General features: G+C 41.3%; 23 protein-coding genes. 4 read left to right on the forward strand and 19 right to left on the reverse strand.

Annotation, left to right across the window (positions count from 1 at the left end; translation table 11 throughout):
• Window positions 1-111: 111 nt before the first annotated feature.
• The 4 genes from HMPREF2628_RS11250 to HMPREF2628_RS02310 form a co-directional block, all read right to left on the reverse strand.
• A complete protein-coding gene (locus HMPREF2628_RS11250) occupies window positions 112-303 on the reverse strand; it encodes a hypothetical protein (RefSeq protein WP_373879009.1) in 192 nt (63 codons plus the stop codon).
• A 248-nt stretch (window positions 304-551) separates the two neighbouring features.
• Window positions 552-1,901 carry a sensor histidine kinase gene (locus HMPREF2628_RS02300; RefSeq protein WP_070842219.1) on the reverse strand — a complete coding sequence of 450 codons (1,350 nt, stop codon included), beginning with the start codon at window positions 1,899-1,901 and terminating at the stop codon, window positions 552-554.
• A 13-nt stretch (window positions 1,902-1,914) separates the two neighbouring features.
• Window positions 1,915-2,652 carry a response regulator transcription factor gene (locus tag HMPREF2628_RS02305; protein ID WP_070842220.1) on the reverse strand — a complete coding sequence of 246 codons (738 nt, stop codon included), beginning with the start codon at window positions 2,650-2,652 and terminating at the stop codon, window positions 1,915-1,917.
• 4 nt (window positions 2,653-2,656) lie between these two features.
• Entirely contained in the window at window positions 2,657-2,995 is a 339-nt protein-coding gene (locus HMPREF2628_RS02310) for a LytTR family DNA-binding domain-containing protein (protein ID WP_070842221.1), read from the reverse strand.
• A gap of 276 nt (window positions 2,996-3,271) precedes the next feature.
• Here HMPREF2628_RS02310 and HMPREF2628_RS02315 point away from each other — a divergent pair, with 276 nt between their 5' ends.
• Window positions 3,272-3,601 (forward strand): helicase BlpT, encoded by a 330-nt coding sequence (locus HMPREF2628_RS02315; RefSeq protein ID WP_070842222.1) that lies wholly within the window; start codon window positions 3,272-3,274, stop codon window positions 3,599-3,601.
• A gap of 61 nt (window positions 3,602-3,662) precedes the next feature.
• On the opposite strand, the gene HMPREF2628_RS02320 is transcribed toward HMPREF2628_RS02315, so the two are convergent.
• A complete protein-coding gene (locus HMPREF2628_RS02320; RefSeq protein WP_070842223.1) occupies window positions 3,663-4,712 on the reverse strand; it encodes an ABC transporter permease in 1,050 nt (349 codons plus the stop codon).
• Entirely contained in the window at window positions 4,709-5,440 is a 732-nt protein-coding gene (locus tag HMPREF2628_RS02325; protein WP_000889954.1) for an ABC transporter ATP-binding protein, read from the reverse strand. Before HMPREF2628_RS02325 ends, HMPREF2628_RS02320 begins: the two co-directional genes overlap by 4 nt.
• Before the next feature lie 67 nt (window positions 5,441-5,507).
• On the opposite strand from HMPREF2628_RS02325, the gene HMPREF2628_RS02330 reads away from it, so the two are divergent.
• The 3 genes from HMPREF2628_RS02330 to HMPREF2628_RS02340 all read left to right on the forward strand — a co-directional run bounded on the left by HMPREF2628_RS02330 (window position 5,508) and on the right by HMPREF2628_RS02340 (window position 6,954).
• Window positions 5,508-5,918, forward strand: coding sequence for an HIT family protein (locus HMPREF2628_RS02330; RefSeq protein WP_070842224.1), 411 nt, complete (start codon window positions 5,508-5,510; stop codon window positions 5,916-5,918).
• Between the two features lie 9 nt (window positions 5,919-5,927).
• Window positions 5,928-6,215 carry a hypothetical protein gene (locus tag HMPREF2628_RS02335; protein WP_000777754.1) on the forward strand — a complete coding sequence of 96 codons (288 nt, stop codon included), beginning with the start codon at window positions 5,928-5,930 and terminating at the stop codon, window positions 6,213-6,215.
• A 61-nt stretch (window positions 6,216-6,276) separates the two neighbouring features.
• On the forward strand, window positions 6,277-6,954 hold the full coding sequence (locus tag HMPREF2628_RS02340; RefSeq protein WP_080977203.1) for a hypothetical protein: 678 nt from the start codon (window positions 6,277-6,279) through the stop codon (window positions 6,952-6,954).
• A gap of 60 nt (window positions 6,955-7,014) precedes the next feature.
• On the opposite strand, the gene dnaJ is transcribed toward HMPREF2628_RS02340, so the two are convergent.
• The 13 genes from dnaJ to HMPREF2628_RS02405 all read right to left on the reverse strand — a co-directional run bounded on the left by dnaJ (window position 7,015) and on the right by HMPREF2628_RS02405 (window position 23,925).
• The gene (dnaJ, locus tag HMPREF2628_RS02345; protein WP_060627133.1) at window positions 7,015-8,151 is read right to left on the reverse strand and encodes a molecular chaperone DnaJ; all 1,137 of its coding nucleotides are present in this window, start codon (window positions 8,149-8,151) and stop codon (window positions 7,015-7,017) included.
• Window positions 8,152-8,463: 312 nt separating this feature from the next.
• Window positions 8,464-9,096, reverse strand: coding sequence for a DJ-1/PfpI family protein (locus HMPREF2628_RS02350; RefSeq protein ID WP_060627134.1), 633 nt, complete (start codon window positions 9,094-9,096; stop codon window positions 8,464-8,466).
• Between the two features lie 111 nt (window positions 9,097-9,207).
• Window positions 9,208-11,031, reverse strand: a complete 1,824-nt coding sequence (gene dnaK / locus HMPREF2628_RS02355) for a molecular chaperone DnaK (protein ID WP_000034661.1) — start codon at window positions 11,029-11,031, stop codon at window positions 9,208-9,210.
• 379 nt (window positions 11,032-11,410) lie between these two features.
• Window positions 11,411-11,935, reverse strand: a complete 525-nt coding sequence (gene grpE / locus HMPREF2628_RS02360; RefSeq protein ID WP_000046029.1) for a nucleotide exchange factor GrpE — start codon at window positions 11,933-11,935, stop codon at window positions 11,411-11,413.
• A 26-nt stretch (window positions 11,936-11,961) separates the two neighbouring features.
• The gene (gene hrcA, locus HMPREF2628_RS02365; RefSeq protein ID WP_000255759.1) at window positions 11,962-12,996 is read right to left on the reverse strand and encodes a heat-inducible transcriptional repressor HrcA; all 1,035 of its coding nucleotides are present in this window, start codon (window positions 12,994-12,996) and stop codon (window positions 11,962-11,964) included.
• Window positions 12,997-13,171: 175 nt separating this feature from the next.
• Entirely contained in the window at window positions 13,172-13,669 is a 498-nt protein-coding gene (locus tag HMPREF2628_RS02370) for a DUF2812 domain-containing protein (protein ID WP_070842225.1), read from the reverse strand.
• Window positions 13,670-13,703: 34 nt separating this feature from the next.
• Window positions 13,704-14,279, reverse strand: coding sequence for a DUF2812 domain-containing protein (locus tag HMPREF2628_RS11200; protein ID WP_070842226.1), 576 nt, complete (start codon window positions 14,277-14,279; stop codon window positions 13,704-13,706).
• Complete coding sequence (locus HMPREF2628_RS02380; protein WP_070842227.1) at window positions 14,279-14,599, reverse strand: PadR family transcriptional regulator; 321 nt, start codon at window positions 14,597-14,599, stop codon at window positions 14,279-14,281. Before HMPREF2628_RS02380 ends, HMPREF2628_RS11200 begins: the two co-directional genes overlap by 1 nt.
• Before the next feature lie 113 nt (window positions 14,600-14,712).
• Complete coding sequence (gene glnA / locus HMPREF2628_RS02385) at window positions 14,713-16,059, reverse strand: type I glutamate--ammonia ligase (RefSeq protein WP_001122886.1); 1,347 nt, start codon at window positions 16,057-16,059, stop codon at window positions 14,713-14,715.
• 36 nt (window positions 16,060-16,095) lie between these two features.
• Window positions 16,096-16,452, reverse strand: coding sequence for a transcriptional repressor GlnR (gene glnR, locus HMPREF2628_RS02390; RefSeq protein ID WP_000659548.1), 357 nt, complete (start codon window positions 16,450-16,452; stop codon window positions 16,096-16,098).
• A gap of 76 nt (window positions 16,453-16,528) precedes the next feature.
• Complete coding sequence (locus HMPREF2628_RS02395; protein WP_057487513.1) at window positions 16,529-17,056, reverse strand: FUSC family protein; 528 nt, start codon at window positions 17,054-17,056, stop codon at window positions 16,529-16,531.
• A gap of 323 nt (window positions 17,057-17,379) precedes the next feature.
• A complete protein-coding gene (gene pgk / locus HMPREF2628_RS02400; RefSeq protein ID WP_042750167.1) occupies window positions 17,380-18,579 on the reverse strand; it encodes a phosphoglycerate kinase in 1,200 nt (399 codons plus the stop codon).
• 273 nt (window positions 18,580-18,852) lie between these two features.
• Entirely contained in the window at window positions 18,853-23,925 is a 5,073-nt protein-coding gene (locus HMPREF2628_RS02405; protein WP_070842228.1) for an endo-beta-N-acetylglucosaminidase, read from the reverse strand.
• Between the last annotated feature and the right edge of the window lie 187 nt (window positions 23,926-24,112).

A 24,112-nucleotide genomic window follows, 5' to 3' on the forward strand; every position in this document is an offset into this window, starting at 1 on the left:
TCATCAAAACATCTTGAATTGTTAAAAAATTTAAAAAAGCAAGCATGAAAAACATACTTGCCCTGGGGGAACTTGACAATGTGAAAATACAAAATAGAGAACTACTCACCCTCACTTCCGTATGTTCTCATATATTCTCATAATCGCAACAAGGATAGCAGCTGTCCCACTTGCCAAAGCGATAAGAGTAATGATAATGTTGAGAATTTCAGGCGTCCTCTCTATTCTGTTGACAAGACGGACTAAAGACAATACTGTTAATAAGAGTAAAGCTACTGACTCTGTCCGAATTAAAGAAGCCATTCGGTTCTCAACCGCATATAAGAATGATGGTAACATAACACAGGCTATAGCAATCACAAACAGATTACTCCCCGTTTCTTCTCCCTTATTCACCACGGAAATCATGAGAAGATTCGATGCTATAATCAACGTAGAACAGATGATAAAAAAGGATTTCTTATTCATATAGGGTACCTCATATACTATGGCATTTTAATTGATGACTACAGGTGGTACTTCTTTCCACGGTACTTCTTTCCACAGATCTTCTAATCATCAACTGACATCGAGTGAACTGTTAAAACCTGACGAAAGACTTGATTTTGACAGGTGGTATTTAGACTGGTATTGGGATGGCTTTCCACAATTTTCATGACGGTATAGAGACCAACTCCTCTCTCCTCCCCTTTAGAACTTGCTCCAAAGGAGAAAATCTCAGAAATATCTATGCCCTCTTCTTTAATGGAATTTTCAATGATAAAGGTCTCCTGTGCTCCATTTTTTAAAAAGGCGATTGAAACATGAGGTTGACTAGCCTCTGCACTGGCTTCAATAGCGTTGTCACAAAGGATAGACACAATGGTTAGAAAATCAAGTAGGCTCATCCCCTCAACCTGAATCTCCTCAGGAACTTCGACATTAAAGACAATCTTCTTATCTCTAGCTTTTAGAAATTTCCCTGCTAGAAGACTTTTGAGGGCACGGTCCCGAATATTCACCAATCTGCCAAGGTCATATTTGTTGTCCTGCAATTTCTGACTAGAATCCTTTAAGACCGAGTCGTAGACCTCTTTTATCTGCTCCATATCCTCCTCTTCAATGCCCAGACGTAAACTGGTTAAGAGGTTAGTGTAGTCATGGCGAAAGCTCCGTACTTCTTTGTAAAGCTCCTCTATATGCCGACTATATCGCTCCATATCTCTGTAGCGCAAGGCCTGCTCTTGGTCCAATCTCTCATGGAGTTTGTCCTTCAAATAGGTATCCAGTTTCTTGATAATCCCCATAAAAAAGAGCAAGTAAAACACTAGAATCAGATGGCGAACAGTCGTTGATTGAATACCTTGTTCATATTCAAAGAAAGACAGACTTTGCATCACTAGATAATAAGCCCCCATTATCCAGTTAATCGTGGTCAGGGACTTTTGAAAACCTTTATCGAGAATCTCCTTTCTCAAGTTAGTGAAATCATAGTCCAACCATTTCAAAAAGACTAAAACTATGAAGCAAACGAATATCGTCATCAATAAAAAGATAGGATTGCTACCTTTATCTACAATTTCTTGTCCCCAAAATGGAAGCACAAAATAGGAGACCCCTCTATAAAAGAGATTCACCAATATCATTGGAAAGAGACCATAAAAGAAGAGGAGTTTTTTAGGAAGCCCTCTTAACAGTAAGAAAGACAAACCTATACCGTACAAGGGTTCCATAAAATAAGATAGATAATCATTTCCTACTATATAGCTAATCATTACAAAAACAAAGGCCAAAAGTAGCTTAAAAAGAAAGGCCTTAAAAATTCTCTCAAAATTGAGACCAATTCCATCTACCTTAAAGAAAATAACAATTTTTAGCCCATTAGTAATAAGCGTATACAATAATATCCAAGCAATATTCATAAACTCTCCTAGCTCAATGCAAGTTATTGATAGCTTCAGACACTTCCCTGACCTTATAACGCGCTATCATACAGCTCCCACCATTGGGAAAGTAAAGAAGTTTTTCTTTCTTATCCAAACGAACCACATTGGCAGGATTGATGAGAAAAGAGCGATGGCACTGCAAGAGACGGGGTTCCTGCTTGAAAACCTCCTCTAAACTCGCTGTAAATTCCAGCCTGTCTGTCTTGGTATAGAGAATAACACGATGGGCTCTGGGCGACGTTTCGAGATAGTAAACCTCTTTAAAAGGATATTGGAATTGGGCAAATTTTGATTTAAAATAAAAGCAATCTTCCGCCAGACTTTTACTATCTTGACTATTGGCATAGAGAAGGGCTGTTTCGATCCGAGACTCAAACTCCTCTGCCGAAAGGGCCTTATCAATGTAGTCCAAAGCAGACACTTGGTAGCGAAAGGAGAGGGGCATAAACTCCGAGTGAGTCGTCACAAAGACGATTAAGGCATAAGGATCCCGATCCCGAATCTTTCTAGCCACTTCCAGACCCTTCATCTCTTCATTTCGAATCTCAATGTCCAAAAAGAATAGCTGATGTGCTCCCTTCTCATGCACCTCTGCCAGCAGTTGGTCTGGCTTGCCAAAGACCTCAAAAGAGCTAGGAGTGATATGATGTTTTTTCAAAAGTTTCTCAATCGTCGTTTCAATCCTAGTCTGTTGGGAAAAATCATCTTCTAAAACAAATATTCTCATTTTCTTACTCTCCTTCTTTCAACCATTTTTGACGAATTTCTCTATAGCGACGTCTGGCATACTTGACAGCGTATTGACTTTCTTCTCCAAGAAAAAGGATTCTTTCTTGAAAATCAATCGATTTTACTTTATCAAGATTAACCAAACAATTTCGATGACATCTCATCAAGGTTTCCCCATATTGGTTCTCAAGATCACTTAAGTTTTGAACCATATTAAAACTAGCCTCTTCTGTAACAATCTGTACAGTATGGGCTTTAGCTGGATGTGTTTGGATATAGTAGATATCGTCGACGTTTACTTTATAGACTGTCTTCTGTGTCTGAATAATCATATGTTTCATTGGATTCTCCTCCTAAGAAAAGAATAACAGAAAAAATCTAACACAAGCCCACCAAATCCTAAACAGTCTTTGAAAGCTCCTAAAAGGACTATTTTTCTACAACATCATGATGAGCTTACCACTATTTTATCATAAAATCTTAACAGTACCATTCAGGAAATTTCAATGACAATTAAAGATTTGAAGGCGAAAAAGGAGATAAAAGTGATAAACTGACAGTATCAAAGTACAGTTGCTAGAACCAAGACTAGCACCCAGATTAGAGGAGGAATTCTCATGACAGATACAGACCCTATCAAAAGAGCTCAAACCTTGATTACTGACTTAAACAAAGCCTATCAAGCATGCAAACAGGCAACCGCTGACGACGTCCGCTTTCAGGAACAATTAGACTCTATTCTTGGTTTTCTAGCCAAGGCTGAGATAGTGGATAATCGATTCTTGATTGAATTGGAAAAATTTTACCAAACTTCCAGTCTTCTCATGGGACTCAGCGCTCTTGATCCAGATGCTCCTACTCGCGCCGCTTGGCGGGCCTATGACCGCTTCCACTTTGACCAAGTCAAGACCAAGTTGAGTCTCTACGGACCAACCATTATCCTGTAGAAAATAAAAGAAGTTGAGACAAACTGAACTCAACTTCTTTTTTAGTGTCATATAGGCAATGTTAGTCCTGCATCTGACGTTTGACCTGATAAGGTAAATACAAGACTAGTAAAACCAAACCTGCACCCAGCAAAGCTAAAAGAGCCAGTTTTTCTTGGAAGGTAATCAACCCGACAACTAATTCCACAAGTAAAACAAAACTGGTCAATCCTCTGACTACCGCCTGCAAGCCTTTTTCCTTTTGTCCCTTATCTAGTGGAAAAAGTTGAGTCAAATACTGGTAGTCAAAGGCATGATAGAGGGCCAGCAACTGGAAGAGCAAGAGGTAGTTAAAGAGAACTACCACTGCTGTCGCAATCCAAGCTTGCTCGATAAAGACCTGCGCCAGTATGGAAAGCAAGAGCAGACGGAGACTGAGGGCAAAGAGGTCTCCATTTCGCAGATAAGAACGCAGATAGAGATTTTGCCAAATCTTTCCAGGCACCTTCTGAACAGCCTTTAGGATAAAGTCCAGATAGGTACGACGCTTGACGCTGTTTGAAATTCCCTTGACCTGCGTAAAAAGTGCAAAGAAACGAAGCAAGACTTGCTTGCGCTTGCTTTCTTGAGAAATAACATAGTCCCAGTCTAGTCCAGTTTCAATGAAAAATTTGCTGGCCTTTTGACGAAAGAGGAAATATTTACCTAACCCAAACAAAAGCACATAGATTAGGAAGACAGGCAAGCCATAGCCCATTGCTAAAAATAAAGGCGCAAATAACAGCAAGAAAAGGGTCTGGACAAAGAGCCAAAAGACTAGGGAAATGCCAGTTTGACGCTTGAGATGGAGCTTGATTTCCTCTTCTCCGACCAAGAGAAAGAGCTTGTCTGGAGCCTCCATATAGGTGGCAATTCCACCCCAAAGCAAAAGTAAAACAGACGTAATTCCTACAAACAAAAGGATAGGCCAATGATTTTCAGGAAAATCTTGCAAGAGTTGACTGTACTGGTAGGCTAGAAAGCCCAACAGGACAAGTAGGAACAAGACAAAGTGGTCATTGAGAACATAGCGCAGATAACCGACACACTCCTTACGAAAAGCCTGCTTTCTCTTTAAAAACAAGTCTTTCATAGCTCCTCCTCTTTGGTCAGAGCCAAGTAAATATCATTCAAACTAGCCTCAGGCATATCAAAGGCTTCGCGCAGTTGCAGAAGATTTCCCTTGGCACGCACCTCTCCCTTGTGAAGAATGACAAAGGCATCACACATCTTCTCCGCCGAATCCAGCACGTGAGTACTCATAAGAATAGACTTACCCTTTTGCTTTTCCACTTCCAAAAGCTGAATCAAGTCTGCAATAGCCAACGGATCGAGACCAAGGAAAGGCTCATCCACGATAAAGAGACTTGGATCCACCACAAAAGCACAAATAATCATGACCTTCTGCTTCATCCCTTTTGAAAAATGAACAGGAAACCAGTCCAATTTCTGGTCCAGACGAAACATTTTTAGCAAAGGTTCCACTCGATCAAAAGCCACTTTCTGCTCAATACCATAAGCCATGGCAACCGTTTCGATATGCTCTCTGAGGGTCAATTCCTCATACAGACTAGGTGTCTCAGGAATGTAGCCAATTTGCTTGCGGTAGCTAGTCGCATCTTCTTGCAGGGTCAGGCCATTGATATTGATGGAGCCACTATAAGGTGTCAACAGACCGATAATCTCATTGATAGTCGTCGATTTACCAGCACCATTAAGACCAATCAAACCAACCAACTGCCCACTTTCAACTGTAAAGGACACATCTTTCAAGACAGGGACATGGACATAGCCACCTGTCAGATTTTTAATTTCTAACATATTTTCTCCAAATCTGGTATAATGTAGCTATATTATATCAAAATTCAATACAGTAGAGGTAGATTTTATGTCAGATTGCATTTTTTGTAAAATCATCGCAGGGGAAATTCCTGCTTCAAAAGTATATGAAGATGAGCAGGTTCTTGCCTTTCTTGATATCTCTCAAGTGACACCAGGACACACCTTGGTCGTGCCAAAGGAACACTATCGCAATCTTTTGGAAATGGACGCTACTAGCGCCAGCCAACTCTTTGCCCAAATGCCAAAAGTAGCTCAAAAAGTCATGAAAGCCACTAAGGCTGCTGGTATGAATATCATTGCCAACTGTGAAGAAGTCGCAGGCCAAACCGTCTTTCATACCCACGTTCACCTCGTGCCTCGCTACAGTGCAGACGATGATCTCAAAATTGATTTTATCGCCCACGAACCAGACTTTGACAAACTTGCTCAAGTCGCTGAAACCATCAAAAACGCCTAAGGAGTTGCCATGAAATTATCCAATCTACTGCTATTTGCAGGAGCTGCAGCCGGAAGTTATCTGGTCACAAAAAATCGCCAAACCATCACAGATGAAGTCTTGAATACCACTGACCGCGTTCAAGCTATCAAGGATGATGTAGATATTATCCAAAACAGCCTACAAATCATTGACCAGCAAAAAGAACTCATCAAGGAATACCAAGAAGACCTGACTTACAAGTTTAAGGTCTTGGAAAAAGATATCCAGACTAGACTAGCTGTGATAAAAGAAACACAGGAAATCGAAGATAAGTAAAAAGAGCCATGAACTTTCCTTAAATCTATTTTAGGTTGTCAGGGTCAAACAAAAAAGAGGAATGAAAATGAAACAGTTTTTTAAAATTCTGGCACAGATCATCCTAATCCCTTGTGGTTGCCTTAGCCTTCTTGCGGTCCTAGCATTTCTAGTACTGTTTTTTGCCTTCAGAGCCTCACCGATTGACATTCACAAGGGAAATAACGCCCTCAAACAAATCTTTACCTCCCTTGACATGCCTCCTAAGAAAGTAAAATCAAATGGAAGATATAAATACGAGGGTGGGGGCTTAAATTTTTATGTTACTTTCTCAGATGAGGTCATCAATAGCCATCCCGTCTTAAAAGAAAGTCCAAATCTCACCAAAAACCAACTCGAAGTCTATGTCCTACAGACTGGAGATATCTCCTACTATAAAGTAGGGGATAACTTGTTCAATCATGGTTTATTGCAATTTTTAAAGAAGGAAAGTAGGAATTATTTACAAGAAATCGGAAAGAAACCAAATCCTGATTACTCAGTTCTATATTGGAAGGATCAGGAAAGTCTAAAAAAGGGAATTGCATTCTATGAAAAAGCCTTGACTTTGGTGGATATTCAGGATAACTCTGCAATCAACCATATTGATACCGTTACCATTAAGCCTGGTAAAGAAGCGGAAATCAAGCAACTCATCCAAGATATGGATGCAGCTGGCTTGCTCAAGCAAAGGTCTGATAGAAAATCAGCCGATGAGTGATTGTTCCAATGCTAACATTACAAAGAATAAAGTAAAAAGAGCCCAACGGCTCTTTTTGTGTTATTCTCCTTCAAAGGCATCTTTAATATGGTCAAAGAAGCCCTTTTTCTTTGGATTGACTTTTAAATCACCTGCAGCTGCGAATTCTTTCAAGGCTGCTTTTTGGCGTTCGTTCAAGCCTGTCGGTGTTACGACATTAACGGTAACGTATTGGTCACCAACTGCACCGCCACGGAGGCTCGGTGCTCCCTTGCCACGTAGGCGGAATTTCTTACCAGTCTGAGTTCCCTCTGGGATAACCAATTCAACATCACCGTGAACAGTTGGGATATCTACTGTGTCACCAAGAGCTGCTTGGACAAAGTTGAGGTTGAGACTGTAGAAGATAGTCGTTCCTTCACGTTCAAACTTATCGCTGGCTTCCACAGAAACTACTACATACAAGTCACCGTATGGTCCACCGTTAAAGCCTGCTTCACCCTGACCAGCTAGGCGAATTTGTTGACCAGTTTCCACACCAGCAGGGATTTTCACATGTACGCTATGAGCTTGTTTTTCATGACCTGTTCCGTGACAAGTTGTACATGGATCTTTGATTTCTTTTCCGCGACCATGACAGACATCACAGGTTACTTGGCGACGCATCATACCAAGCGGAGTCTGCGTATCGACGTTAATAACACCAGCGCCATGACAGCGTCCACAAGTGACTGGACTTGTTCCTGGCTTAGCACCTGAGCCATTACATGTACTACAGCTTGCTTCACGATTGTACTTAACCTCTTTTTCAGCTCCAAAAATAGCTTCTTCAAAGGTCAAATTCACACGGTATTGGAGGTCATCCCCCTGACGAGGAGCATTTGGATTGCGTGAAGCACCGCCTCCGCCGAAGAAACTTGAGAAGATATCTTCAAAACCACCGAAGCCTCCTGCCCCATCGAAACCGCCGAAACCACCAGCTCCACCAAAACCACCGTTGGCTCCAGCAGCACCGTATTGGTCATAGGCAGCCCGTTTTTGGTCGTCACTCAAAGTCTCATAGGCTTCCTGAACTTCCTTGTATTTTTCCTCAGCACCAGGCTCCTTGTTGATATCTGGGTGGTATTTCTTTGAAAGCTTACGATAAGCCTTTTTGATCTCGTCTGCCGAAGCGTTTTTTGACACCCCCAGACGATCATAAAATTCAGTATTGTTCATACAAGATACCAAGACCGTAAAATTCGACTGAAAAATAGGAAATCTGACGCTGGAGCGATGCTCCTAGACAGATTTATCTTTTTTCCGAGAATTTAGGTCGGGTTCAATTCCTTTCTTTTATATTGAGTAAGAAATTTGGGAACCCGTGTTCAATTCCCTGAACACCCTTATTCCTTTCTGTTATTGTTGCGGAACGAAACCACCATTTAGGTCGGGGTCAATTCCTTTCTTTTATATTGAGTAAGAAATTTGGGAACCCGTGTTCAATTCCCTGAACACCTTTGTTCCTTTCTATAATTTTCATGTAAATCTTTAGAGGCTGTTTTCTATACTCTGCTTCACTTGATTAAACTCTTCATCTGATAGAGTAAATATCAAATCCTCTTCAGCATACTCGTTCTGTTCTTTAAAATAATTATCCGTATTCTCTGCCAACCCTAAACCGAAAATCACTTTTCTTGCAAACTCTTGATGTGCAAAACCAATAGCCGTAATGATTTGTTTATCTTGGACAAGAACTTTCGGTTGAAAATTCTCACATGGAAGAAATTCAAAATAGTCAAAGAAGTTTTGCCAAATTCCACCTGTAAATTTCGTGTCGTTCAACAAGCCTGCTTTCGCCAATAAAAGGGGCGCTGAAGAAATGGCTGCAATTAGGATATCTTGCTCATCAAGACTTCTCAAAAACGAGATCAATTTCTCATCTTGTAGAGTAGGACCTATATTTACCATTCCTGGCAAAATCACACAAGAATAATCTTCTATACGGATTTGAGCCAATGTTTTCGTCGGTTGACAGGGCAAACCATCCTCAGAGACCACCATCAAATGATCTGAAGCTACATAATCAATCGTGATATCAAAAGACAGAGCTAAAGTACTTGTTAAAGAGGCTATCTCATAAAGAGAAAAATTAGGATAAATGACACAAAGTACTTTTTTCATACGCAACATCCTCTATTTTATCGAAAAACAGAGGCTGGGTTGCAACCTCTGGATTTCTTCTTATACTCGCCTGATTTTCAAGCTCGGGATAAAATAGTCCACTGGACTATTTTATTTCTCCGTAAACTCTCCGTCTACGACGTCATCACCTGCGTTTCCTGTTGCTTGTGCACCTTCTGCTCCTGCTTGAGCTTGTTGGGCTGCTGCGGCTTGTTCGTAAAGTTTAACAGCAAGTCCTTGAGCTTTTTCGTTCAATGCTTCAAGTTTTGCTTTCATGTCGTCCAAGTTGTTGTCTTCTTGCGCTTTCTTAAGGTCATCAAGGGCAGCTTGGGCAGCGTCACGTTCTGCGTCGAAACCTTTTCCTTCAGTTTCCTTGATAGTCTTTTCAGTTGCGAAGATAGCTTGGTCTACTTCATTACGAAGGTCAACTTCTTCTTTACGTTTCTTATCTGCTTCAGCGTTTGCTTCTGCATCTTTCATCATGCGGTCGATTTCTTCATCAGTCAAACCTGAGTTAGATTGGATCACAATAGTTTGTTCTTTTTGAGTTCCAAGGTCTTTGGCCTTAACAGACACGATACCGTTCTTGTCGATGTCAAATGTTACTTCAATTTGAGGAATACCACGAGGTGCAGCTGGGATATCTGTCAATTGGAAGCGTCCAAGAGTCTTGTTATCTGCTGCCATTGGGCGTTCACCTTGAAGAACGTGGATATCAACGGCTGGTTGGTTGTCTGCCGCAGTTGAGAAGACTTGTGATTTAGATGTTGGAATTGTTGTGTTACGGTCGATGAGTTTTGTGAAGACACCACCCATTGTTTCGATACCAAGTGACAATGGGGTTACATCAAGAAGGACAACGTCTTTAACATCACCAGTAATGACACCACCTTGGATTGCAGCACCCATGGCAACAACTTCATCAGGGTTTACTGATTTGTTTGGTTCTTTCCCAGTTTCAGCCTTAACAGCTTCGACAACGGCTGGGATACGAGTTGAACCACCAACAAGGATAACTTCATCGATTTCTGACAAGCTCAAACCTGCATCTGAAAGGGCTTGACGAACTGGAACTTTTGTACGTTCTACAAGGTCACGAGTCAAATCGTCAAATTTCGCACGAGTCAAAGTCATTTCCAAGTGAAGAGGTCCAGCCTCACCTGCTGTGATAAATGGCAAGCTGATTTGAGTTGAAGTCACACCAGAAAGGTCTTTCTTCGCTTTTTCAGCAGCATCTTTCAAACGTTGCATTGCCATCTTGTCAGTAGACAAGTCAATACCGTTTTCTTTTTTGAATTCTGCTACCAAGTGGTCGATGATTTTTTGGTCAAAGTCATCACCACCAAGTTTGTTGTCCCCTGCAGTTGACAATACATCGAAGACACCGTCACCCAATTCAAGGATAGAGACGTCGAATGTACCACCACCAAGGTCAAATACCAAGATTTTTTCTTCTTTGTCAGTCTTGTCCAAACCGTAAGCAAGAGCGGCTGCAGTTGGTTCGTTGACGATACGTTCTACTTCAAGACCAGCGATTTTACCAGCGTCTTTTGTCGCTTGACGTTGAGCATCGTTGAAGTAAGCTGGAACTGTGATAACTGCTTTAGTTACTTTTTCACCAAGGTAGTCTTCAGCGTAGCCTTTCAAATATTGAAGAATCATAGCTGAGATTTCTTGTGGAGTGTATTCTTTTCCGTTAGCAGAAACTTTTTCAGAAGTTCCCATTTTAGATTTGATAGAGATGACTGTATCTGGGTTGGTAACTGCTTGACGTTTCGCAGCATCCCCAACGATGATTTCTCCGTTTTTGAATGAGACTACAGATGGAGTTGTGCGGTTTCCTTCTGGGTTTGCGATGATTTTGCTTTCAGTTCCTTCAAGAACTGCAACTGCTGAGTTTGTTGTACCTAAGTCAATACCGATAATTTTAGACATGTGTTTTTCTCCTTAAATTTTATATTCTATTTTTCTTTTTGATACTCTTCTTAAGTGGCGGCGCCGTCAGAGCTTGACTTCGTCAATCTCTTTGACTAAACTTTGAGCCTAAGGTCTCAAAGTTTGCGCAAATAGCGCCACGGCGAAGAGTATCGTCTTTGGTTCGCTTCGCTCACTATTGCAAAGCCAAATATATTTTATCTTTCTTCATAGTTTATTGTCGTTTCGGACAAGTTTTCTATTATATATGTTGCAACCGTCAGAATCGCCTAATCGAACACGCCCTAAGCTCTGGGTAAAAAAGATAGATTTCCTTGTGTTCATCGAACACTTCGTCAATCTCCTATTTTTACTGTGAGCTTTTTACGGGCTTTGTATCTTAGTTGTACACCACCACCATTGCTGGGCGTAGGATGCGGTCATGGAGTTTGTACCCTTTTTGGAAGACTTGGGCGATGGTATCTGCTGGGTGTTCATCGTCTGCTGGGAGAGTTTGGATAGCCATATGGTAGTTATGGTCAAATTCACCGTCAGCTGCGATTTCTTCGATTCCTTCTTCTTTCAAAGCATGAATCAAGCTTTCTTGCACCATTTCCAAGCCCTTCTTCACATCATCTGTCAAACCTTCAACTGCAAGTGCACGCTCAAGGTTATCCAAAGAAGGAAGAATCGCTTTTGCCAAGTCCTGGCTACGATAACGTTGCAAGTTTTGACGCTCTTCATTGGCACGGCGTTGGATATTTTGCATTTCCGCATGAGCGCGAAGGTATTTGTTTTCGAACTCATCTGCACGTTCATTTGCCAAGTCCAACTCAGACTTTTCAGGAGTTGTTTCTTCAGCTGTTTCCACAACTTCCTCTTCTTGGACTTCTTCTACTTCTTCATTTTTTATATCTTGGGCCATTTTCGCCTCCTTTAATGATTTCAATCTTAATGTACTTCGTAATGATTACTGCTGAGGTAGCGGTAAAAATCTGTCAACTTCATGGTCAAAACACGGTTGACCACATTGACTTGGTTGATTAGCTGTTGGTAATCCAGATTAACTGGACCGATAATGGCTAGAATTCCAACTCCCCGATAAGGAATGAGGAACTTGCTACTAATCACCGCTAGGTCTGCTAGACAGGACTCTTGACTGTCTGCAACACGGACGTTTTGCATCTGATCTTCACGCAACCCCTCACGAATCTCCAGAGCCACCTTTTGCGGTTGGTCAAAGAACTGATAAGCTGCCAGATTGGCAAAATTCAAGAGATTTACCTTGCCCGCCACCACAATATTTTCGTTGAACATTTCCTTAAAGATATGTTCAAAGAGATCGATAACATTGTCCGTTGTTGTAAAGTAACGCTGGATAATCTGCGGAATCTCCGTCCGAATCTTGTAGTGAATATCTAGAACGGTGTGACCGAGGAAACGTTCCTGAATGATGCTCTTCAGTTTCAGCAAATCCTCCTGCAAAAAGTTCCTTGGAATCAGAAACTGACTGGTAACCGTTCGAGACTCGTCTAGGGTGAATACTGCCAAGGCTGTATGTTGCCCCAAAACAACAATATCAAAGGCTGTCAAACGTTGCCTGCTTGGCTCAACATCCAGTGCTACTACCGTACAGCCACTCAAGTCTGTTAGTAGATTAGCAGCCTCTTGCAGAATATCCTCCAATTTGAAGAATTCCTGATCAAAGGCTTTGACAATCTCATATACCTCATTTTCAGCTAGTCGATCAAAGTCCAGTGAGTGTTTCACATAGTACTGAAAACCAGCAACACTTGGCATCCGACCACTTGAAGTATGAGCCTTCTCAAGCAAACCTTGCTTTTCTAGAGCCGCCATGTCATTACGAATGGTTGCACTGCTAGAGTTAATAGACTCTTGCAAGGCTTTGGATCCGACAGGTTCGTGCGTTTTGGTAAAGATGTCAATAATCAGATTTAAAATATCCTGCTGACGCTCTGTAACCACCTCATCACTCCTCTCTGTCTGATCGATTAGCACTCGATACGCTCAAGTGCTAACTTATGATTCTATTATACACCCTTAAAAGAGAATGTCAAGATAAAAACTCAAAAAATTAGCACTCTTTTATCAAGAGTGCTAAAAATCAGTCTGAAGACCTAGAACCCTACCTTCCATCTACTCAGTATTTCCTTTTTAGTCTGAAATAACCATAGATTAGATAAGAAATCATAAAGACATATAGAGCAAAAATGACAAAGAAAGGTTGCGACAGTTCTTCTCGAAACAAACTCATACAAACAACAAGACCACCTAAGAAAGTAGCTGTACAGGAACGAAGTCTATATCGCATAACTTCCCATCTGAGCCCCTTACTCATATAGACTTGATCTTCTGGAAGTAAATTAGAAGACGATTTACGAAGAATCGAACAAGAACCTGCTACTATCAATTCCCAACTTCTATTTCTAAAATCTTGCAGTTCATGCTTATACTTTTTAAGAAATCTAGAATCATAGATACAGTAGATGACATCGTCTGGTTGACATTGATCAAAATAGAAAAAACCAAAACGACTAGTTCTATACTTCCAACCTTTCAAATGCATCTCATGTAAATATTCTTCTTCCTTGTCCAAATCAACAATGGTGAAAATCCGAAATTGTACTTTGCTATTCATTACCTTACCTCCAAATCAGAAAACATGCATGGTTTTATTTATCAGATAATTCTTTCCACTTTTGAAACAATCTCCAAAAAATATAAGAAATCTGAATCGCATGAACTATCAATAAAACACCATCTATTATAACAATCAAAAACATTTCCCAACTGAAAGAACTACCTCCAGTGACAAACTTTGAGAAAACCGGTAGTAGAGCTAAAAAGAGAAGCAAAATAGGAAACATCCGCCTCGTTAAAATCCGTTTGACCATAGCTAGCTTCCCGGACGCGTCATTATAAATTTCAAACTCGGCATCCGACTCAATTCCAGAATGAAGTTTTCTAAAGTAGGAAAAACCATTAAAGTCTGTAATATGCTCCCAGCCACAGTCTTTAAACAATTGTAAATAGGAGGCTCTCTCTGATTTTTTCATAGGATAAAAGTCCAACTGATAAGACACCTGCTCCGGTTGGCACTTTTCAAAAGTATACTTAACCGCAACTACTAAGTTAGAGTAGGTCACTTCCTTAAGTTTCCAGCCCTCAGCATGCATTTTTCTAAGATATAAAGCCTCTCTATCATAATCCGCAATGGTAGCAATTCTATAAACAACCTTCTTTTCCATCATCCTTCCTCCCGACTGTTTCTATAGAGCCGTTCAATACGCTTCAATTCAATATCTAAGACTTTGCGTCCCAAGTCTGTAATATGATAGATTTTCCGTTTTTCCTCTTCGCGGACAAAGGAAATCAAACCATCCTTTTCCATTTTTGACAAGGTTCCATACATAGTCCCAGGACTAATCGAAACTTGCGAATCTGTCATCTCCTTGACCTTTTGCGTAATACTATAACCATGACCTTCCTTTTGCAGACAGAACAAGATATAAAAGCCCGTTTCCGTCATCGGAAGATAAACTCGACGAATCTTATCCGTTAATTCCATTTATAACCATCTCCTATTCAGTTCGATATATCGCACTTCGTTATATAAAATATATCACACCTCGATATAAAACACAAGAAAAAAGATCACCCACAGGCAATCTTTCTTCTATATTAGTAAAGATCTAAATAGTTATCAATTTCCCATTGTGAAACGAAGGTTGCATAACTTGCCCATTCGATTCGTTTGGCTTCAAGGAAACTAGTATAGATATGTTCTCCAAGAGCCGCTCTGACAACTTCATCTTCTGTCAAAGCTTTCAAAGCGTTGTGAAGAGTTGATGGAAGGTCTGTAATACCAGCTTCCTTGCGCTCTTCTGCTGTCATGATGTAGATATTTTCTTCGATAGGAGCTGGTGCTTCGATTTTATTTTCAATACCATGCAAACCAACTTCCAAAAGAACTGCCATAGCGATGTACGGATTAGCCATTGGATCCACTGAACGCAACTCAAGACGAGTCCCCATACCACGTGAAGCAGGCACGCGCACAAGTGGCGAACGGTTACGACCAGCCCAAGCAATGTAAACCGGCGCTTCATAACCTGGAACCAAACGTTTGTATGAGTTAACCGTTGGGTTCATGATGGCAGTATAGTTGTAGGCATGTTTGATCAAACCACCAAGGAAATGGTAGGCCGTTTCTGACAACTGCATTCCTTTTGGATCATTTGGATCAAAGAAAGCATTGTTTCCTTCTGCATCAAACAAGGACATATTACAGTGCATACCTGATCCGGCAATACCAAATTTTGGTTTCGCCATAAAGGTTGCGTAAAGCCCATGTTTGCGAGCAATGGTTTTAACAACAAGTTTAAAGATTTGAATCTTATCACAAGCTCGAAGAACTTCATCGTACTTGAAGTCAATCTCATGTTGTCCAACCGCAACCTCGTGGTGACTTGCTTCTACTTCAAATCCCATTTTGGTCAAGACATTCACAATCTCACGACGTGTATTGTCCGCAAGGTCAGTAGGTGCCAAATCAAAGTAGCCACCCTTGTCATTTACTTCAAGTGTTGGATCCCCATTTTCATCCAGTTTAAATAGGAAGAATTCTGGCTCTGGCCCAAGGTTGAAGGATTTAAATCCCACTTCTTCCATGTGACGAAGAGCACGTTTCAAATTGCCACGAGGGTCACCTGCAAATGGCTCACCTTCTGTTGTATAGACATCACAGATCAAACCTGCAACACTTCCATTTTCATCTCCCCACGGGAAGACTGTCCATGTATCCAAGTCAGGGTACAAGTACATATCCGACTCATTGATACGTACAAAACCTTCAATAGAAGATCCATCAAACATAGCCTTGTTTGACAAGACTTTATCTAACTGTTCATCTGTAGCAGGAATTTCGACGTTCTTCATCGTCCCCAAAATATCTGAGAACATAAGACGAATAAAGGTAACATTTTTTTCCTTGACTTCACGACGAATATCTGCAGCTGTGATTGGCATGAGTTTTCTCCTTAATGTATGACTACTTGCGGTTGCCTAACCGCGACCAAAAGGTGACCGTACTGAAGCAAAGCGACCCTGTTGGAGGAGTTCATTATGAAGTGCACGACGCACCTCAGTCTGACTCACCGCTTTCTTGGATTTCGCTTCACGTTCAGCATATTTTTTCTTAATGGCAGCGATATTATAACCTTCAGAGATATAATCTTTGATTTCAAGCAGACGATCCATGTCATTCAAAGAATACATGCGACGGTTTCCTTCGTTTCGATCAGGCTTGATCAACTCTTGATCTTCATAATAACGAATCTGACGCGCCGATAAATCGGTCAACTTCATAACACTGCCGATAGGAAAAACAGCCATATTTCGGCGAAATTCTTTTTCCTTCATTTACAATTTCCTTCTTTCTGTCTATTATAGTCTAAAAAAAGACAAACGTCAATTGATAATGTTATAAAATGTAACATTATTTTTCTTTTTTCTCTAAAAAGAGACGAATACGATCAATATCGTAATTTACGAGAATTGCGACAAAAACTCCCATGAAAGTTTCTGATACACGCGCAAACACGTACAAAATCGTTTCACCGCTCGGAATCGATAGGGTAATGATTAACATAGCTGCTACACCACCAATAACCCCTGCTTTGTTATTCATGGCTACATTTGTCATAATGGTTAACATGGTGCAGATTGGAACAACTATCAAGGTCACCCAAAAGGCTTCGTGGAAAAAGGTATTTAATAAGAAGAAGACCAGGGCATAGAGGCCACCGATACTATTTCCTAGAATACGCGAAGTCCCAAAATGGACACTCTTATCAAAACTCTCTCTCAGGCTAAAAACGGCTGTCAAAGCACCGATTTGAAGACCTTTCCAGCCAAAAAAGCCAAAAATCAAGAGAACCAGAAAAACAGCAATACCTGTTTTAAAGGTTCGCATACCAAGTTTGAACTGGGATTTATCGAATTTATATTTTTTAAAATAACTCATAATCTCAACTTTCTCTTTCCATTTTATCATAAATTGGCTGATTTTATGAGCAATAGTTGAGAGGAAGCGTTTTTATTTCAAGCAAAAGAAAAGAGGAACTATTATCCCTCTCTTCTTTGATTTATTTATAAAATCTTATTTTTCTGTCAAGGCTGCAAGTCCTGGAAGAACTTTACCTTCAAGAAGTTCCATTGATGCTCCACCACCGCGTCACAAATACCTACACTAACACAAAAAGGTGACATAGCCACCTTTTTGTTAACGTTTCAGTTTTGTTCCTTTTTCTACAAAATCAGGATTTTGTAGAGACTAACGGGCTGAAATTATTTTTCTGTAAGTGCAGCCAAACCTGGCAATACTTTACCTTCGAGAAGTTCCATTGAAGCACCTCCGCCCGTACTAATCCATGAGAATTTGTCTGCACGGCCAAGGTTAATCGCTGCGGCAGCTGAGTCACCACCACCGATGATTGATTTAACGCCTGGTTGTTTCACGATAGCGTCCATCACACCGATTGTTCCAGCTTGGAAGTCAGGGTTTTCAAATACACCCATAGGTCCGTTCCATACAACTGTTTTGGCACCAGTCAAAGCTTCGTCAAATTTAGCAATAGATTTTGGACCGATGTCAAGACCAAGGAAGCCTTCAGAAACTGCTTCACCTTCAGTGTCACGCACTTCAGTGTAGCCAGCAAATGCGTTAGCTTCTTTTGAGTCAACTGGCAAGATCAATTTACCGTTTGCTTTTTCAAGAAGAGCTTTTGCAACATCCAATTTGTCTTCTTCTACAAGTGAGTTACCGATTTCGATACCTTGTGCTTTGTAGAATGTGTAAGTCATACCACCACCGATAAGGACTTTATCAGCTTTTTCAAGCAAGTTTTCGATAACACCGATCTTGTCTGAAACTTTTGAACCACCGAGGATCGCCACGAATGGACGTTCTGGAGCTTCAACTGCTTCTTGGATGTAGGCAATTTCGTTTTCAAGAAGGAAACCAGCAACTGCTTTTTCAACGTTTGCTGAGATACCAACGTTAGATGCGTGTGCACGGTGAGCTGTACCGAATGCATCGTTTACGAAGATGCCATCTCCAAGTGATGCCCAGTATTTACCAAGTTCAGGATCGTTTTTAGATTCTTTCTTACCGTCAACATCTTCGTAACGAGTGTTTTCAACCAAGAGAACTTGTCCATCTTCAAGAGCGTTGATTGCCGCTTCCAATTCAGCACCACGAGTGACACCTGGAAGGAAAGCAACGTCTTGACCCAATTTAGCTGCCAAGTCAGCAGCTACAGGAGCAAGTGATTTACCAGCTTTGTCTGCTTCTTCTTTTACACGGCCAAGGTGAGAGAAGAGGATAGCACGTCCACCTTGTTCAAGGATGTACTTGATAGTTGGAAGAGCTGCAGTGATACGGTTGTCGTTGGTAATCACGCCATCTTTTACAGGTACGTTGAAGTCAACACGAACGAGAACTTTTTTCCCTTTCAATTCAACGTCTTTAACAGTCAATTTTGCCATTAGATATGACTCCTTCTTTTTTTATACGTGTTAATTATATCACAAAATCAGCAAAAGAGATAGAAAAACCCTAAACTTTTCCAGTTCTTTCTTGCAACGAAAACTAGCATTTCTGAAAATCAAAACTAGAAAAACCTTTCCAAATCACTAAGTAATACAAGAAAAACGAGTTAATCCATCTCATTCTTCCACTGATTTTTACTACTTAAAACGAGGTTTGACTAATCTGCAGCCAAACCTTGTTTTTAGTTGTTATGAGGAAATGCAAGAATCCTAAATCGATTCGTTTTCTCTCTTCTTTCCAGCAAGTAGGCCATAGCCACTCATCACTCCGAGGAGTCCTAGTGCTACTAGACTAGCATCTCTTGTTACTCCAGTATTTGGAAGTTCTTTACCTACTTTTTCATTTGTCGGTGTTGCTATAAGAGCTTGACCTGTTTTTTGAGAGTCTTGCTCTTCTTTCGTTCCAACTTCAACAATTTCTGGAAGAGCTTCCTTGAGAACTTCTGTTGAACGAAGGGTACGATTGCCTCGGGCATCGACTTCTACAAAGCGACGAATTTGTCCTTCTTCTCCAGCTTGCACAATACGACGTTGACCTTTGAGAAGCTCTGAGTTTGGACGTTCTTGACGTTCAAAGGATACTGCAATTTCTTCAACTTCTAGTTTCGGAGTTTCTAGAACTAAATCTTTAACTCCTTCAGCTGGTTGATTGCTTGATAAAACTTTTGTTCCTACTTCGGTAATCTCTGGAACAGCTTCCTTGAGAACTTCAGTCGAACGAAGGGTGCGTTTACCTTGGACATCTACTTCTACTAGACGACGAATTTGCCCTTCTTCTCCTTTTTGGACAAGTTGACGTTGACCTTTAAGAAGGTTCACATTTGGTCGCTCTTGACGTTCGAAGACCACTGTATCCTCTTCAACTTCTAGTTTCGGAGTTTCTAGAACCAGGTCTTTTACTCCTTCAGCTGGTTGATTACTTGAAAAGACTTTGGTTCCAACTTCTACGATTTCAGGGGTTGCTTCTTTCAAAACTTCTGTAGCGCGAAGCGTACGATTGCCTTGAGCATCTACTTCTACTAGACGACGAATCTGCCCTTCTTCTCCTTTTTGGACAAGTTGACGTTGACCTTTAAGAAGGTTCGCATTTGGTCGTTCTTGACGCTCATAGGCTGTTGTTTCAGTTTCAACAACTAATTCAGGGAGGACCTCAACTGTTGGGGCTACTTCACTTGGATCCATGCTACCAACATGATGACTTTCTTCTGCAGGAGCTAGTTTCTTATTCAGCTTTTCTTTCATGTCCGCAAAAGCTTGTGGAGTTGGCATCTCTGAAGCCAACAAAGTTTCTGCTTGTTCAATCAACTCAGCTTTAGGATCTTTTTCACGGATAGATTCGAGCAAACCTTCCAATTCTTCTCTAGCTGTCTGATAACGTTGATTTCCATCCAAGTCTGTCCCTGCTTGTTTCAACTCATTCAAGGCTTTGTTGACTTCTTCTTGACTGGCATCATGGTTTTCTGCAACAGCTTTCGCTGCATTGAGTTTCTCTACTAGTACAGCTTGTTTGTCCTCACTTGAGAAGGTATAGGCAAGGGTTGACTGACGGCCTTGGGCAGCAGTGATTTCTTGTTTAAGGTATTCATCATTAACTGCAGCCTTTGGAGAAACCAAGACATCAAACTCAGCCGTGTGCCCCTTGTAATGCAGGGTCAAGGTCTGGCGTCCAGTCTTCTGAGCATCGTAGCCCTTGATTTCAACACCTTCATCAGTAAAGCTGTGAGTCTCTTCTGTCTCGTCATCATAGAGAACACCAAAGCGACCTTCAGAGAGATCCAGTTGATCTCCTACTAGATAGTCTATTTTTGGTTTCTTAGTAATATACAAGCCCGCTACTTCTTTTGGTTTTCCTTCATCCTGTCCTGTCACTTGGACTTTAAGATCACCTGACACTGGTAAACCAAGGTATTGCAGTGTTAGGTTTTGTTCCCCTTTTTGATGAGCGTCGTATCCAGATACCGTCACACCTGAGTGAGTAAGGTTAATCAGCTCGTCGGCTTGTCCCCCTTCGTATTGAACACGGAGTGTTCCGCCTCTGAGGTCCAGTTTTTCTCCTTCTTTATAAACTGTCTTTTTAGGTCCTTTTTCAAGGCTAACTGCAGCAATTTTTCTCTCATCCTGTGGAATCGCTACAGCCAAGGTGTTACTGATTTCTTTGCCAGGTAGTTGGGTACGATAGTAGAGGAGAGTTGGTTGCTTATCAAAGCCCAATGGAGCTGTTGCCAAGTCACCACCAGTTTCAGTCTTTAAGGTTGCAATTGGTGTTTGTGAATCAGCCTTGTCGTAAACGGTGATGGTTGCGCCTGCCGGAACATCAGAGAAGCCTAGTTGAACTTGGTGGTTTCCAAGTGAACGAGCAGCTACCTTAGCCATTGGAATATTTTGACTTTCTGTGTCCAAGGCTTCGTACATCTTCCAGTTGTAGATACGAATGGCCTTCCAAGGTGTTCCGTTATCAGATGTAATGACATGCAAGCGCCAGTCTTGGGCAGTAATTGGTTTGTCAAGAGTGATATCTGTAACGTGCGCTTTATTGCCACGGACTTCCTTAGCCAACTTCCATTGACCATCCGCATCTTTATAATAAAGGTCAAAGTCTTTGGTGTTCATCAGACCATCGTTAACAGACTCACCACCAGCTCCCGCATGATCCATCACCCATCTGACAACACGACGTGGTTGAGTCAAACGAATATCGACACTACCGCTCAATTGTCCTGAAGACCACTTGTCTGAAAGACTGGTAATGGTACCGTTCAACATACCTTCAATACCTTCTCCACCTTCGGTATTCGGGAAAGTGCTACCGATAACCGTTGCCCCTGGAACAATATTTTCAGCCAAAGGTCTTGGGAGAGTCGTATCCTGAACAGTCATGCCCCAGTTAAAGGATGTCGTCGCAGCTTCTGAACGAAGGCCATTTTTACCAACTGCAACGACTTTCAATTCTTGCGTCGTACCAGTCGCATTAGCAGAGCGGCTAACTTTTGGCAAGTAGATGGTTGAAGCAGATGAACCTGTCAACAAACGCCAGTTATCCCCATTTTTTTCGTAGACTTCATAGAAATCCGCATCTTGATTACCCGCAAACTGGACCACTGCTTCAGCTTCTTGGGCATTTTTAAGAGATTGTTTCACCACAGAAAGGCCTGTAGGCGCTTGTGGTGCTTGGTGATTGTCTGAAATTGTTAATTGACCTAGGTTAAACTGATAATCTTTTACAGCTCCTTCATGCTCGAAGAAGAGTTTGACTGCATAGATGGTTTTACCTGCTAGTGAGCTGAGATCAAATTCTTCATTTGTCCAGTTGTCAGAAAGGGTTAGCTCTTTCCATGCATCTGCATCATCGAATTTGTAGTCTGGAGTTGTAGAGAAGGCCATATAAACTTTCGACCCTTTTCCTCCCTTGTGGGCAACACGAAGTTTGGTTTTCTCAGTTACTTCTAACTTAGTAGAATACAAATTCACATCCTGGTCCGTCTTACCAGCTACATTACCTGAGAATTTAAGGGAATTTCCGCCATTGTAGGCATCTGTAAAATCATATTCTGCACGAAGTTTCTCCCCTGTTGAAGTCTGCCACCAGCGCCATGTTGGCAAGATACCTGAAACCGAACGGTAGTTCCACTCAGAATCCTTAGAAACCTTTCCGTCTACAAACCACTTTCTACCATGGCCTGTATTAAAGGAGGTAGTGAAGGTCCGGCCTACTGCTGGTGTGCGGTCTGCAACTAAATTAGCAATCCCATACCACTCTTTGTCCGCTGGTTTTTGAGCTGTCGGATCTCCTTGGTAACCTGTGAAGAAGATATCTTCGTTTTTGTGGTAGTCTTCACCTGTTTTTCCTAGACTGGTAATTGTATCTGGTGCAAAGAGTCCAAGTGACAAACGTAACTTGCCTTTTTCATCTAAGAGGGCATCCCATTTAACTTTTGTCTTATAAGAACCACCTTGTTGCAATTCCAATCCTGCAAAGACATCATATTGGCTACGTTCCAGCCATTTTGCCATTTCTACAGAGTGGTCATTCTTTTCCTTATTCCAGTTGAAATTAGCAAAGAATTGATCCGCAGGGACCTTGTCACCTTCTTTTTGCATGAACTGGTAGTTGTAATCACCTAGACCGTCTTCGTGATAACGACCATATTTATAGGTCATGGCATCGTACCAAGCATACTTGATTGGATGGTTGACTTTTGCCGCATATTCTTTTGTATAGAGCATGAATTGACGCATTTTTTCACCAAGTGGCGTTACTAAGTCACCTGTTGTTTCTTGGTTGATAAAATACCCATCAAAACCATAGTACTTAGCAAGGTCGACAAGTTTTCGTGCAATAGGGAAGGTTCCATCCTCATCTTGTTTCAAAGCAGCAACAAATTTTTCTTGGTCTGCAATACTATTAGACCAGTTGAAGAAGAGTGTACCATATACAGGAACCCCGTTACGGTGACCTGCATCAATAACGTCAGGAGTTGGAACGAGACCTTCCCAGAAGACCATTGAATCCAAGTATTGCCAGTAGTCAAAGGCGTAGGCCTTGAATTCTTCTCCACCAACAGAAGCGTGGTCTTTAGCCTTTGAGTTGGTATTTGCTAGCGCCTGAACTTTGGCTCTTCTACTTGCTTTTTCGTTCACCAACTGGCCTCTATGGCGCTTAGCAAGTTCAACAGAAGAACGATTGATGGGATCATCCTCACGCGCACCCGGTTCCCATTTCAACAAATCCTCCCAAGAATTAAATTTGATTTCCTTTGGTTTTAATGTTTTTTCTGTATTTTTAGGGACATCTGGCTGGACTTCTTTTTCAGTCTTATTAGCTTCTGCTGCTGGCTTAGACTCATCCCCTTGGCTAGTTCCTTCAGGCTTTGCTTCTGTTTCCTTGTCAGACTTAGGTTTTGCTTCTGCAGATGGTGTTTCCGCAGCCACCTCACTTGCTTTTTCCTCTGGTTTAGCTGCGCTTACTGCCTCTGCAGTTTCAGTAGTTGCAGCTTCATTGCTTGCTGGCGAAGCAGTTTCAGATGCTGTCGCTACTCCTTCTGCCTTTTCTGGCTTATTTTCTCTAGCATGTTCTCCTTCATGCTGCTTGTCAGCTTCATTAGTTGGATGCTCACTCTCTCCTGAAACAAGCTCTGTATTGACTCCCTTATTTTCAGGAACTGCAGTTTCTTCAGCCAAGGCTGGACCAGCGAATAAAACAGCACCAATCATTAGCGAGCAGGCTCCTACTGATAACTTACGAATACTGTAACGACAACGTCTTTCAAAAAATGGATTCTTCATTTTCTCCTCCTAAAAGATTGATTTTGCTACATAAAAGAAAGCGCTTAACTTTCTTTATAAAATTTTTATCCCAATCACAGGGACCAAGATAATTCCTCCCTCATTTTAAAATATTTCTTTTAAATGTCAATATATAAAAGGAAATACCTATATCTAGGTTAGAAATTGGTAAAATTAATATAATCAA

Source organism: Streptococcus sp. HMSC063B03, from assembly GCF_001836965.1.
In the GTDB taxonomy this organism is placed as follows: domain Bacteria; phylum Bacillota; class Bacilli; order Lactobacillales; family Streptococcaceae; genus Streptococcus; species Streptococcus pneumoniae_F.

What these genes read in the sequence shown, in the direction of transcription:
- HMPREF2628_RS02405 (WP_070842228.1), bottom strand. Translation starts at nt 23,925, where the DNA reads ATGAAGAATCCATTTTTTGAAAGACGTTGTCGTTACAGTATTCGTAAG.
- HMPREF2628_RS02370 (WP_070842225.1), bottom strand. Translation starts at nt 13,669, where the DNA reads ATGAATAGCAAAGTACAATTTCGGATTTTCACCATTGTTGATTTGGAC.
- HMPREF2628_RS02395 (WP_057487513.1), bottom strand. Translation starts at nt 17,056, where the DNA reads ATGAGTTATTTTAAAAAATATAAATTCGATAAATCCCAGTTCAAACTT.
- HMPREF2628_RS02340 (WP_080977203.1), top strand. Translation starts at nt 6,277, where the DNA reads ATGAAAATGAAACAGTTTTTTAAAATTCTGGCACAGATCATCCTAATC.
- HMPREF2628_RS02300 (WP_070842219.1), bottom strand. Translation starts at nt 1,901, where the DNA reads ATGAATATTGCTTGGATATTATTGTATACGCTTATTACTAATGGGCTA.
- HMPREF2628_RS02380 (WP_070842227.1), bottom strand. Translation starts at nt 14,599, where the DNA reads ATGGAATTAACGGATAAGATTCGTCGAGTTTATCTTCCGATGACGGAA.
- HMPREF2628_RS02350 (WP_060627134.1), bottom strand. Translation starts at nt 9,096, where the DNA reads ATGAAAAAAGTACTTTGTGTCATTTATCCTAATTTTTCTCTTTATGAG.
- dnaJ (WP_060627133.1), bottom strand. Translation starts at nt 8,151, where the DNA reads ATGAACAATACTGAATTTTATGATCGTCTGGGGGTGTCAAAAAACGCT.
- HMPREF2628_RS02310 (WP_070842221.1), bottom strand. Translation starts at nt 2,995, where the DNA reads ATGAAACATATGATTATTCAGACACAGAAGACAGTCTATAAAGTAAAC.
- glnR (WP_000659548.1), bottom strand. Translation starts at nt 16,452, where the DNA reads ATGAAGGAAAAAGAATTTCGCCGAAATATGGCTGTTTTTCCTATCGGC.
- pgk (WP_042750167.1), bottom strand. Translation starts at nt 18,579, where the DNA reads ATGGCAAAATTGACTGTTAAAGACGTTGAATTGAAAGGGAAAAAAGTT.
- HMPREF2628_RS02325 (WP_000889954.1), bottom strand. Translation starts at nt 5,440, where the DNA reads ATGTTAGAAATTAAAAATCTGACAGGTGGCTATGTCCATGTCCCTGTC.
- HMPREF2628_RS11250 (WP_373879009.1), bottom strand. Translation starts at nt 303, where the DNA reads ATGGCTTCTTTAATTCGGACAGAGTCAGTAGCTTTACTCTTATTAACA.
- HMPREF2628_RS02330 (WP_070842224.1), top strand. Translation starts at nt 5,508, where the DNA reads ATGTCAGATTGCATTTTTTGTAAAATCATCGCAGGGGAAATTCCTGCT.
- glnA (WP_001122886.1), bottom strand. Translation starts at nt 16,059, where the DNA reads ATGCCAATCACAGCTGCAGATATTCGTCGTGAAGTCAAGGAAAAAAAT.
- HMPREF2628_RS02320 (WP_070842223.1), bottom strand. Translation starts at nt 4,712, where the DNA reads ATGAAAGACTTGTTTTTAAAGAGAAAGCAGGCTTTTCGTAAGGAGTGT.
- HMPREF2628_RS02335 (WP_000777754.1), top strand. Translation starts at nt 5,928, where the DNA reads ATGAAATTATCCAATCTACTGCTATTTGCAGGAGCTGCAGCCGGAAGT.
- grpE (WP_000046029.1), bottom strand. Translation starts at nt 11,935, where the DNA reads ATGGCCCAAGATATAAAAAATGAAGAAGTAGAAGAAGTCCAAGAAGAG.
- HMPREF2628_RS11200 (WP_070842226.1), bottom strand. Translation starts at nt 14,279, where the DNA reads ATGGAAAAGAAGGTTGTTTATAGAATTGCTACCATTGCGGATTATGAT.
- HMPREF2628_RS02315 (WP_070842222.1), top strand. Translation starts at nt 3,272, where the DNA reads ATGACAGATACAGACCCTATCAAAAGAGCTCAAACCTTGATTACTGAC.
- dnaK (WP_000034661.1), bottom strand. Translation starts at nt 11,031, where the DNA reads ATGTCTAAAATTATCGGTATTGACTTAGGTACAACAAACTCAGCAGTT.
- HMPREF2628_RS02305 (WP_070842220.1), bottom strand. Translation starts at nt 2,652, where the DNA reads ATGAGAATATTTGTTTTAGAAGATGATTTTTCCCAACAGACTAGGATT.